The sequence below is a fragment of the Streptomyces sp. NPDC127119 genome, from assembly GCF_042677425.1.
GTDB lineage: Bacteria > Actinomycetota > Actinomycetes > Streptomycetales > Streptomycetaceae > Streptomyces.
Genome location: NZ_JBHXTO010000210.1, coordinates 1 through 10921, shown reverse-complemented (window position 1 = coordinate 10921; position 10921 = coordinate 1). Strand labels below are relative to the sequence as shown.

The following is a 10921-nucleotide window of genomic DNA, read 5'->3' as shown; positions in this document are numbered from 1 at the left end:
GTTCCCCGCGCCCCTGAAACCCCCTGGGGGCGCGGGGAACTGCGCAACGGGGGTGCGGGGGCGGAGCCCCTGCGTCTGTGACGGGAACGGGTAGGGGCGGCGGGGGCGAGAAACGCCTACTTCACCGAGCCCGCCATAACCCCCTGCACAAAGTGCCGTTGGAAAGCGAAGAAGACAACCACCGGCACCACCAAGGACAAGAACGCCCCCGGCGCGAGCACATCGATATTGCTTCCGAACTGCCTTATCTGCGACTGCAGTTCAACAGTCAAAGGCTGCGCGGAACTGTCCGCGAACAACAGCGCGACCAGCATGTCGTTCCAGACCCACAGGAACTGGAAGATGGCAAGGCTGGCAAGCGCCGGCCGCCCCACCGGCAAGACGAGCCGGGTGAAGATCCGCCACTCCCCACCCCCGTCCATCCGCGCCGCCTCCAGCATCTCCTTCGGCATCTCCGCGAAGTAGTTCCGCAGAAGGAAGATCGCGAACGGCAACCCGTACGACACGTGGAAGAGGATGACCCCGGGAATCGTGCCGAACAGCCCGAGTTCGCCGAAGAGTTTGGCCACCGGCAGCAGCCCGATCTGTACGGGCACCACCAGCAGCGCGACCACGATCAGGAAGACGGTGTCCCGCCCGGGGAAGTCCAGCCACGCGAACGCGTACCCCGCGAGCGCGGCGATGACGACGACGAGGAACGTCGTCGGCACCGAGATCAGCACGGTGTTCCAGAACGCCCGGGTCATCCCCGCATTGCCCAGCAGCGCCGAGTAGTTGTCGAAGGACAGCTGCCGGGGACTGGTCAGTACGGTCCACCAGCCGCCCGTCGCGGTGTCCTGTGCGGACCGCAGCGAGGACAGGAAAAGGCCGGCGAGCGGGGTGAGCCAAACCAGGCCGATCACCACCAGGAACGCCTGGACCAGGCTGTTGCCGAGCCCCCGCCTGAGCGCGTTCATCGTTGACTCCCTCGGAAGCGGCGGACGTTGAAGACCATGGCGGGGATCACGAGCAGCAGGAGCAGGACGCCCAGCGCGCTGCCGAGTCCCTGGTTGTTGCCGCCGCCGAAGGACACCAGCCACATCTGGGTGGCGAGCACGGTGGCGTCCTCCTGCACGGGTCCCGGCGCGATGATGTAGACGAGGTCGAAGACCTTCATCACGTTGATCACCAGGGTCACGAAGACCACGGTGAGGACGGGCGCGAGCAGCGGCACGGTGATCCGCCGGAAGATCTGCCACTCGTCGGCGCCGTCCATCCGGGCCGCCTCCAGCGCGTCACGGGGCAGCGCGGCGAGCCCGGCCCCGATCAGCACCATCGCGAAGCCGGTCCAGATCCACAGGTACGCGCCGATGATGGCGGGCGTGACGAGCGCGGGTCCGAGCCAGGAGATTCCCTCGTACGGCGGGGCGAAGTTCGAGCCGGGCAGCCGCACGGTGTACGAGCCCGGTTCGAGGCCCTCGAAGCGGAAGGAGCCGTCGGCCGCGGTGGTGGCGCTCCCGACGGTCCTCCCGTCGCGCACCGCCTCGACGGCCATCCCCGGCAGCCCGCTCTCGGCCCTGTCGACCTCGCCCTGCTTCCCTCCCCCGCCGCGGGTGAAGTCCAGGTAGACGACTCCGCGCAGTTCGTCGGCCGCCGCCTTCTGTGCCGCCGCCGGGTACGCGGGCCGTGCGTCCCCGGGCAGGTCGTCGGCGCGCACACCGACCAGACCGAGCCCGACGGTGTCGCCGGGGGACGCACCGGCGGTCGTACCGTACGAGCCGTCGGCGCCCTTCGTGAGGCCCTGGCCGTCGCGGGCGCGGGCGGTCGGGTAGGACGACTCGCCCTTGAAGACGTCGTGGACGGAGACGACGGCCGCGTTCAGGACGCCCTTGTCGGGGTCCTCGTCGTAGGCGAGCCGGAAGATGATGCCCGCGGCGAGGAAGGAGACGGCCATCGGCATGAACAGCAGGAGCTTGAACGCCGTCGCCCAGCGCACCTTCTCGACGAGGACGGCGAGGACGAGGCCGAGGCCGGTGAGCAGGGTGGGCGCGATGACGACCCAGATGGCGGTGTTCCGGACGGCCTTGATCGTGGCGGGGTCGTGGAACATCTCGGTGTAGTTGTCGCCGCCCACGAACCGGTCGCCGGAGGCGTCGAAGAAGCTGCGGCCCACGGAGAACAGCACGGGGTAGACGACGAGGGCGCCGAGCAGGAGCAGCGCGGGCAGGACGAAGACGAAGGCGACGACACGGGCCCGGCGGCGCGCACGCCGTCTGCGGTCGCGGTCGGCCTGCGCGGCGGGCGGCGGACCCGTCTCTTCCGGGCCCGGTCCTTGCGGGTCCTTCAGGTCTCTCAGGTCTGTGGCGGTCATGGCGATCAGTCCTGGTACGCCTTGGCGGCGGCCTTCTCCAGCGCCGCGGCGGTCGCCTTCGGGTCGGACGGGTCGCGCAGGAAGTCCTGGAGGAGCTTCCACTCGCCCGCGCCCTTGGTGCCGCCGAACGCGGCCGGGGCCTGGTCCGACATGTCGAAGCGGACCGAATCACCGGCGTCGACCAGGGACTTGGCGGTCTCGCGGGTGATGTCGTCGCCGTAGGAGGCGAGGTCGAGCTCCTTGTTCGGGGAGAGGAAACCGCCGACCTCGGCCCAGACCGCGGACGCCTCGGGGGTCGCCAGGTACTCCAGGAACGCCATGGCGGCCTTCGGGCTCTTGCCGTCCTTCAGGACGACCGCCGCGTCACCGCCGCTGACCACGGGCGCCTTGCCGTCGCCGACCGCGGGGAAGGGGAAGAAGTCGGCGTCCTCGCCGATCTTCTTGCCGAACTGGTCCTTGGCGACACCGGCCACGAAGTCGCCCTCGTAGACCATGCCCGCGGCGGGCTCGGGTCCGAAGACCTTCTCGACGGAGCCGGGGAAGTCGGTGTTCAGGGCGCCCTTCTGGCCGCCGGCTATCAGCTCCTTGTCCTTGAAGAGCTTGCCGAGGGTGGTGAGGGCGGCGACCACGCTCGGGTCGGTCCACTTGATCTCGTGGGCGGCGAGGGCGTCGTACTTCTCGGGGCCCGCCTGCGAGAGGTAGACGTTCTCGAACCAGTCGGTGAGGGTCCAGCCGTCCTGGCCTGCGACGGAGAAGGCCGCGAGGCCCGACTCGGAGATGGTCCGCCCGGCCTCCAGCATCGCGTCGTAGCTCGCCGGCGCCTCGACGCCCGCCTCGTCGAGGGCGTCGGGGCTGTACCAGACCGTCGACTTGTGGGCGGCCTTGAAGTACAGGCCGTACAGGCTGCCGTCGACGCTGCCGTAGTTCTTCCACACGTCCGCGTAGTTGGTGTCGACGGACTTCTGGACGGTCTTGGACAGCGGCTTGAGCCAGCCCTCCTCGGCGAACTGCTGGAGGACGCCGACCTGCGGGACCATCACCACGTCGGGTGCGTTGCCGCCCTCGATCTTGCTGCCGACGACCGTGGAGACGTTGTCGCCGGTGGAGGTGAACTGCGTCTTGGCGCCGGTCTTCTCGGTGAACGCGTCCAGGACCTTCTGGAAGTTCTTCTGCTCGCTGCCGGACCAGACACCGGCCACGTTGATCGTCTGGCCGCTGAGCGGCTTGTCGCCGCCGCCCGCCGAGACGGGGCCGCCGCCTCCGCACGCGGTGGCACCGAGGGACAGGGCGAGGGCGGTGCAGCTCGCGAGCAGGGTCGTACGTCGTCGCATCATCGTTGATGTTCCTTCGTGAGAGCGGTACTTGACGGGTGGGGCGGTGATCGCGGTCGGTTCAGGGGTTGGTGCAGTCGCTGATCCACCAGGCGGCCGTCGAGCCGGGCAGGACGCCGGGCGTACAGGGGCCGCTGGACAGCAGGGGGGTGCCGGCGACCGGCGCGGGCGTCGGCGACGTACCGAAGTTGACGGCGCACACCAGGCCGTCGCCGCGGACGAAGCCGAGGACGCCGGGCGGGGTGTCCAGCCAGCGCAGCGGGCCTTCACCCAACTGGGGCATCCCTGCGCGCAGTTGGAGTCCGTCGCGGTAGAGGTGCCAGAAGGAGCGGGTGTCGGCGAGGGCGCGGTCGGTGGCGTACTCCGCGAAGTAGGCGGGCTGCGGCAGCCACGGTTTGGCGCTCTCGGTGCCGGTGGTGAAGCCGAACGGCGAGGCGTGCCCCGACCACGGCAGCGGCACCCGGCAGCCGTCGCGGACCCGGGCCCGGCTGCCGGTCCGCCGGTAGATCGGGTCGGTGAGCACGTCGTCCGGCAGGTCGACGACCTCGGGCAGCCCCAACTCCTCCCCCTGGTAGATGTACGCGGCGCCAGGCAGCGCCAGCATCAGCAGCGCGGCGGCGCGGGCGCGGGCGGCGCCCAGACCGCTGCCGTCGGTGCCCAGTTCGCCGTAGCGGGTGACCGTGCGGACCTGGTCGTGGTTGTTGAGGACCCAGGTGACCGTGGAGCCGGTGCCCGCGATGTCCTGCATGGCCTCCGAGATGACCTTGCGGAAGGCGTCGGCGTTCCAGGACGCGCTGAGCAGGTCGAAGAAGAAGGCCTGGTGCAGCTCGTCGTGGCGTACGTAGTGGGCGTGTTCGCGGGCGGAGGGCACGGAGACCTCGCCGACGAGCAGCCGCTCCCGGCCGTCGCGGACGGTGTACTCCTCGCACACCGAACGCCAGTGCCGCCAGACGCCGTGCACCTCGGGCTGGTTCCAGGCGAGCGGGTTGACCGAGTCCCGGGTGCGGGCGTCGGCCATGGGGTCGGGCGAGTCGGGCAGGTCGGGGTGCTTGTAGAGGCCGGCGGCGACGTCGACGCGGAAGCCGTCCACGCCCCGGTCGAGCCAGAAGCGCAGTACGTGGTCGAAGTGGGTGCCGACCTCGGGGTTGCGCCAGTTCAGGTCGGGCTGCTCGGGCGTGAACATGTGCAGGTACCACTGGCCGGGTGTGCCGTCCTGCTCGGTGACCCGGCTCCAGGCGGGGCCGCCGAACATGGCGTACCAGTTGTTGGGCGGCTCCGTCCCGCCGGGGCCGCGGCCGTCGGCGAAGTGGAAGCGGGCGCGGGCCTCGCCGCCGGGCGCCTCGGCGAGGGCCTGCCGGAACCAGGGGTGCTCGCTGGAGCAGTGGTTGGGGACTATGTCGAGGAGCACCTTGATGCCGAGCCGCCGGGCGTCCGTCATCAGCAGGTCGAACTCGCCGAGGTCGCCGAAGAGCGGGTCGACGTCGCAGTAGTCGGCCACGTCGTAGCCGTGGTCCTGCTGCGGTGAGGGGTAGAAGGGGCTCAGCCAGATCCCGTCGACCCCGAGCTTCTTCAGGTACGGCAGTCCGGCGCGTACCCCTGCGAGGTCGCCGATGCCGTCCCCGGTGCTGTCGAGGAAGCTGCGGACGTAGACCTGGTAGATCACTGCGTCGCGCCACCAGCGGTGCATGTCGATCGTCACCCGTTGACCCGTCTGTGCGTACTCCGGTTATGCATGCATGTTAAGTAGGCATGTCGGGCGAGTGTCAACGAGCAGACAGGGCCGTACTGAAGGTTGGGGACTTATGTCCACACATTTCTACCCTCGAAACGGCAGATGAGACGGGCGCGTTACCTAACATGAAACTATGATCTGCCGAAAGCGTGCGGGAGAGGGCTCAGCCGCGGCGCGAGATGTCCGCCAGCTCGCGCGCCAGCCGGCGCACCGCGGCCTCGGGCGTCTGATGCCCGGTCATCGCGTCGTGCACCACGGCCTGCACGGCCAGGCTGACCTGGTCGTAGCGCGGACTCTTCGGGCGCGGCGCCGCCGCCAGGACACTCGCGCGGAGCGTCGGCAGATAGGGGAACCGCCGGATCAGCTCCGGATCCTCGTACAGCGCGGCCCGCACGGGCGGCAGCGCACCCTTGGTGAGCACCTGACGCTGGGTCCGCTCGCTCGTGAGATAGGCAATGAGCCGGGCGGCGGAGTCGGGATGCCGGGCGTGGCTGCTGACCGCGAGGTTGGAGCCGCCGAGCACGCTCGCGCCCGGCCCGTCGGGGCCGGGCAGCGGCACCGCGCCGATCCTCCCGGCGACCGGCGAGCCCTTCGCCGAGGCGCCGACATAGGCGTACGGCCAGTTGCGCAGGAAGAGGAGGCGGCCGTCCTGGAAGGCCTGCTTGGACTCCTCCTCCTTGTACGTCAGCGCCTTCTGCGGGATCCAGCCGTCGCGTACGCCGCGGGCCAGGAAACCGATGCCCGCGCGCGCCGCCGCCGAGTTGACGGTGACGCGTTCGCCCTCGTCCCCGAGGATGGTGCCGCCCGCCGAGTAGACCGCCTCGGCCGCGTTCACGGTGAGGCCTTCGTAGGGCAGGAACTGGCCGGCGTAGCCGTCGAGTCCGTACTTCGGAGCGATGGATCTCGCCTGTTCCTCCAGCTCGGCCCAGGTGCGCGGCGGAGCGACGCCCTCCTTGTCGAGGAGGTCCTTGCGGTAGAGGAGCAGCCCCGCGTTGGTGACGTAGGGGACCGCGTACAGCCGTCCGTCGTAGGTCGCGGTGTCCACGACCGGCGGCAGGAAGCCGTCGAGCGGGAAACGGCCCGCGGGCAGTGGGGAGATCCAGCCCGCGGCGGCGAACTCAGAGGTCCAGGCGACGTCGATGTTCAGGACGTCGAAGCGGCTGCGGCCGTCGCCGCGCAGATCGGTGGCCATCTGGGCGTGCGTCTCGTCGGCGGAGTCCGGAAGTTCGACGAGGGTGACCCGCTCGCCGGGATGAGCGCGGTTCCAGCCGTCCAGCAGCGGCCCCAGATAGCCGGTGAGATCCCCGGCGGTGGCCAGCGTGAGCGGGCCCCGGCCGCCGCCGCGCGCCCCGTCGGCCTGGACGCCCGAGGCGACGTAACCGGTCAGAACCACCACCGCGACCAGGAGCCCCCTACCGGCGGCATGGATCCACCGCATAGGTTCCTCCCTGGTACACCCGGCTGCCGGGCACCTTCGCCCGGAGTCAGAGGCCATGTATACCCGTTAGGTATGGGCGATACTAGGTCCTGCGGCACATTGGCCCCGGACAAGCGGGCCCGCGCACCTTTTGAAGATCCACAGCGGAGGAAGGGGAGAGCACGAGTGCGGCTGCCCCTCCTGGCCCTGCTGGCGCGCGGTCCGGCCCACGGGTACGAGCTCAAGCAGGACCTTGAGCAACTGCTGGGCGCCGCGTACCCTCAGCCGAACGTCGGCCAGATCTATGTGACCCTCGGCCGCCTTGAGAAGTCGGGACTGATCGAGGGCGAGGAAGTCGAGCAGTCGAGCCGGCCCAACAAGAAGATCTACCACCTCACCGACGCCGGACGTGAAGCACTGCACGCCTGGTACGAGGAGACGGCGGACGAGCCGCGCGTACGGGACGAGTTCTTCATGAAGCTCGCCCTGGCACCGCGGACCGGACTGGCCGACCAGATCGCCCTGATCAACAAACAACGGCGCGAGTACCTGAACACCATGCGCAACCTGTCGAAGCTCGCCGCGGCCGAGAGCCGGGACAACCGCATCTCCCAGCTGCTCATCGAGGGCGCCATGCTGCATCTGCAGGCCGACCTCGACTGGCTGGAACGCTGCCAGGAGGAACTGGAGGAGCTGGAATGAACCGCGCCACTCCCCGCGCCCCGTCCCGTAACCCCGTTCCTTCGCCGCGCGCCGGTGACACCCCGCTCCTGCGGGCCGAGGGCCTGGTCAAGACCCACTACGGCGAGGGCGCCCCCGCGCACGCCGTACGCGGCGTGGACCTCTCCGTGCGGCAGGGCGAGTTCGTGGCCGTCACCGGCCCCTCCGGCGCCGGGAAGTCGACGCTGCTGCATCTGCTCGGCGGGCTCCAGCGGCCGGGCTCCGGCAGCCTCTGGCTGGACGGCGAGTGCACCGACGCGTACAGCGAGGCGCGCTGGGCGGTCGAGCGCAGGCGCCGGATCGGCATCGTCTTCCAGTTCTTCAACCTGGTCTCGAACCTGTCGGTCGCCGACAACGTCGAACTGCCCGCCCTGCTCGCCGGCCTCTCCCCCAGGCAGGCGCGCGCCGAGCGCGAGCTGCTCCTCGACGAACTGGGCCTCGCGGGCAAGGAGCGCAGCATGCCGGGCGAGCTGTCCGGCGGCGAGCAGCAGCGCGTCGCGCTGGCCCGCGCCCTGGTCAACCATCCGCAGCTGCTGCTGGCCGACGAGCCCGCGGGCAGCCTCGACAGCAAGGGCACCCGCGAGGTGACCCGGCTGCTGACCCGGTTCCACCAACGCGGCCAGACGATCGTGCTGGTCACGCATGACGCACGGCTCGCGAGCGCCGCCGACCGGGTGATCAGCTTCTTCGACGGCCGGATCGCCGACGACGCGGCCCTCGACACCGCGCCCGCCCGCGGCACGGGGATATCCGGCGTGCTGGAACTGAGGGACTGAGCGGCGTGCGGGCCACTCTGCGCTGGGCGCACGCCGATCTGCGCTCGCATCGCGGCGAGGCGCTGTTCATCGTGCTCGCCACCGCCGGGATCGTCGCCTCACTGCTGCTGGCCACGGCGCTGTTCGGGTACGCGACCAACCCCTGGCAGCGGGTCTTCACCCAGTCGCAGGGCGCGCACGTCTGGATCCACACGGGCCTCTCCGCCGACGCGGCCGGGCTCGCCGAGCTGGACGGGGTCGCGTCCGTCGCGGGCCCGTACCCCACCGCCGCCGCGACCCTCGCCTCGCGCGGCACCCGCGCCTCCGTCGAGCTGCGCGGCACCGTCGACCGGCCCGCGACCGGCCGTCCGCTGCTCACCTCGGGGCGCTGGCTCGACTCCGGCGTCCCGGACGGTGTGGTGCTGGAGAGCGGCCTCGCACGGGCTCTGTGGGCCGAGCCCGGGGACGCGCTCACCGTGCCGGGCACGGACCGGACACTGACCGTGGTGGGCATCGCGGACAGCGCCGAGCCCCGCTACAGCCCCGGTGAGCGGCCGGGGCTCGTCTGGGCGCTGCCCGCCGCCGTGCGGAGCACCGACGGGCGCGACGGCCAGGTGACCGGGCTGCGGCTGACCGACCCCGACGACACGGACTACGCCGTCCAGCGCGCCGTCACCCTCCTCGGCGCCAAGGCCGTCACCGACGTCTCCAACTGGCAGCAGGCCCGGGCCGAGGCCCAGGGCGGCAACCGGCTGCTCGGCCAGGTCCTCGGCCTCTTCGGCCTCGCCGCTCTGCTGGCCGCCGCGCTGGCCGTGCACGGCGCGATCGGCACCCGGATCCGCGGTCATCTGCGGGACATCTCGGTGCTGAAGGCGATCGGTTTCACGCCGGGCCAGGTCGTACGGATCTTCCTGCTCCAGCATGTGGCGTTCGCGCTCCTCGGGGCCGTGCTCGCCGCGACCCTCATCCAGGCCCTGGGCAGCCGGACACCGGGGCGTCTCGGCGACGCGGTCGGCGTGTGGCAGGGCCTGCCGGGGCACACGGCCGCGCTCCTCGGCGTACCCCTCGCGGCGGTGCTGTTCATCGCCGCGACGACCGGCCTCGCAGCCTGGCGCGCCGGGCAGGTGCCTCCCGTGCCGGGACTGCGGGCCGCGGCACCGCTCGGCGGCGGTCTTTCCGGTCTGTCGCGCGGGGCGCTCGGGCTGCGGCTGCCGTCGGCGCTGGTCCTGGGCTGGCACAAGGCGTTCACGCGCCGGCCGCGCTCGCTGGCCGCGGTGGCCCGGCTGGCGCTGCCGCTGCTGCTGATCGTCGTGGCGATGAGCGCGTGGACCACCATCGACCGCTTCCAGCACAGCCCGGACCGGATCGGCCTCGCGGCGGCGCTCACCGTACGGGCCGACGCCTCCCTGACCGATCCGGACGTACGGGCCCTGCTGGCCGGCAATCCGCAGGTCGCCGCGGTCCATCCGGGGGTCGAGGTGGCCGCGCTGGTCCCGGGCCAGACGGGCACGATCGCGTTGCGCGGGCTCGGCACCCGCGCGGACCCCTATCCGTTCGCGCTGGCCGAGGGGCGCCCCGCGCGTGGTCCCGACGAGGCGGTGGCCGGTCAGGGACTGCTCGACCTGCTGGACGTACGGCTCGGGGACTGGGTGCGGATGACGGTCGGCGCGCAGCCGCAGATCCTGCACATCGTGGGGCGCAGCATCGAGCCGGAGAACGGCGGCCGGGTCATCTCCACCTCGCTCGACACCCTCCGGGAGAACGACCCGGGGCTCGAAGCGGCGCTCTACCAGCTCCAGCTGCGTCCCGGCGCGGACCCGCACCGGGTGGGCGCCGAGCTGACGGAGGCCGCACACGGCGACCTCAGCGCGCACGCCGTGCCGAACCCGGCCGACGGGCTCTCGCCGTTGCGCGGGGTCGTCGTGGGGCTCATCGCCGTAATGGCCCTGATCGGCCTCATCGAACTGCTCACGGCGATCGGCGGGACGGTCCGCGAGGGCGAGCGGGATCTGCTGGCGCTGAAGGCGATCGGACTGACCCCGCGGCAGATCACCGCGATCACGGTGACGGCCACGGGGTGCACGACGCTGGCCGCGGTCGTCGTCGGTACGGCGCTGGGGGTGCCGCTCGCGCACTGGCTGATCGACGCGCAGGGGCGGTCGAGCGGGATCGGCGCGGGGATCGCGCAGGGGCCGTCGCCCGCGCTCCTGGCCCTCTTCGCGACGGCCGCGGTCCTGGGCGCCGCGGCGCTCGCCGCGCTGCCGGCATCCCGCGCGTCCCACCACCGCCTCGCGGACACGCTGAGCGCGGTGGCCTGAACACCCACTTACGGCCGACCCGTACGGTGCGGGCCGGTGGGGGCCGTTCGCGCAGTTCCCCGCGCCCCCCTGCGGGGCTTGGGGCGGTGTGGATTGTGCGGGTGGGTGGGTGGTTGCCCGCGCAGTTCCCCGCGCCCCCAAAGGGGCAAAAGCAGGGGCGCAGCCCCGCTTCTGAGGGGCGCGAGGAACGGCGCGAACGACCCCACCGGCCCGCAGCCGAAGGAACAGACCGGGGCGCAGCCCCGCCTTCAAGGGGCGCGGGGAACTGCGCGAACGGCCCCCACCGGACCCGCAGCCG

The 10921-nt window shown here is 71.6% G+C and carries 8 protein-coding genes; 3 read left to right on the top strand and 5 right to left on the bottom strand.

Features of this window, described 5'->3' with window-relative positions; translation table 11 throughout:
• Positions 1 to 116: 116 nt before the first annotated feature.
• The 5 genes from ACFVH5_RS41690 to ACFVH5_RS41670 form a co-directional block, all read right to left on the bottom strand.
• Positions 117 to 956 carry a carbohydrate ABC transporter permease gene (locus ACFVH5_RS41690; protein WP_385838893.1) on the bottom strand — a complete coding sequence of 280 codons (840 nt, stop codon included), beginning with the start codon at positions 954 to 956 and terminating at the stop codon, positions 117 to 119.
• On the bottom strand, positions 953 to 2350 hold the full coding sequence (locus ACFVH5_RS41685; protein WP_385838892.1) for an ABC transporter permease subunit: 1398 nt from the start codon (positions 2348 to 2350) through the stop codon (positions 953 to 955). Before ACFVH5_RS41685 ends, ACFVH5_RS41690 begins: the two co-directional genes overlap by 4 nt.
• Before the next feature lie 5 nt (positions 2351 to 2355).
• Positions 2356 to 3684 (bottom strand): ABC transporter substrate-binding protein, encoded by a 1329-nt coding sequence (locus tag ACFVH5_RS41680; protein WP_385838890.1) that lies wholly within the window; start codon positions 3682 to 3684, stop codon positions 2356 to 2358.
• 58 nt (positions 3685 to 3742) lie between these two features.
• Positions 3743 to 5368, bottom strand: a complete 1626-nt coding sequence (locus tag ACFVH5_RS41675) for an alpha-amylase family glycosyl hydrolase (protein ID WP_385838894.1) — start codon at positions 5366 to 5368, stop codon at positions 3743 to 3745.
• Positions 5369 to 5576: 208 nt separating this feature from the next.
• Entirely contained in the window at positions 5577 to 6851 is a 1275-nt protein-coding gene (locus ACFVH5_RS41670; RefSeq protein ID WP_385838889.1) for an ABC transporter substrate-binding protein, read from the bottom strand.
• Positions 6852 to 7016: 165 nt separating this feature from the next.
• On the opposite strand from ACFVH5_RS41670, the gene ACFVH5_RS41665 reads away from it, so the two are divergent.
• From ACFVH5_RS41665 to ACFVH5_RS41655, 3 genes are read left to right on the top strand one after another with little or no spacing between them, the layout of a single operon-like run.
• Complete coding sequence (locus ACFVH5_RS41665; RefSeq protein ID WP_384809566.1) at positions 7017 to 7532, top strand: PadR family transcriptional regulator; 516 nt, start codon at positions 7017 to 7019, stop codon at positions 7530 to 7532.
• Positions 7529 to 8326 (top strand): ABC transporter ATP-binding protein, encoded by a 798-nt coding sequence (locus ACFVH5_RS41660; protein ID WP_385838888.1) that lies wholly within the window; start codon positions 7529 to 7531, stop codon positions 8324 to 8326. The genes ACFVH5_RS41665 and ACFVH5_RS41660 overlap by 4 nt, the downstream gene beginning before the upstream one ends.
• Positions 8327 to 8331: 5 nt before the next feature.
• Positions 8332 to 10623: an ABC transporter permease gene (locus ACFVH5_RS41655; protein WP_385838887.1), complete on the top strand. Its 2292-nt coding sequence runs from the start codon at positions 8332 to 8334 to the stop codon at positions 10621 to 10623.
• Positions 10624 to 10921: the final 298 nt, after the last annotated feature.

What these genes read in the sequence shown, in the direction of transcription:
- ACFVH5_RS41690 (WP_385838893.1), bottom strand. Translation starts at nt 956, where the DNA reads ATGAACGCGCTCAGGCGGGGGCTCGGCAACAGCCTGGTCCAGGCGTTC.
- ACFVH5_RS41685 (WP_385838892.1), bottom strand. Translation starts at nt 2,350, where the DNA reads ATGACCGCCACAGACCTGAGAGACCTGAAGGACCCGCAAGGACCGGGC.
- ACFVH5_RS41680 (WP_385838890.1), bottom strand. Translation starts at nt 3,684, where the DNA reads ATGATGCGACGACGTACGACCCTGCTCGCGAGCTGCACCGCCCTCGCC.
- ACFVH5_RS41675 (WP_385838894.1), bottom strand. Translation starts at nt 5,368, where the DNA reads ATGCACCGCTGGTGGCGCGACGCAGTGATCTACCAGGTCTACGTCCGC.
- ACFVH5_RS41670 (WP_385838889.1), bottom strand. Translation starts at nt 6,851, where the DNA reads ATGCGGTGGATCCATGCCGCCGGTAGGGGGCTCCTGGTCGCGGTGGTG.
- ACFVH5_RS41660 (WP_385838888.1), top strand. Translation starts at nt 7,529, where the DNA reads ATGAACCGCGCCACTCCCCGCGCCCCGTCCCGTAACCCCGTTCCTTCG.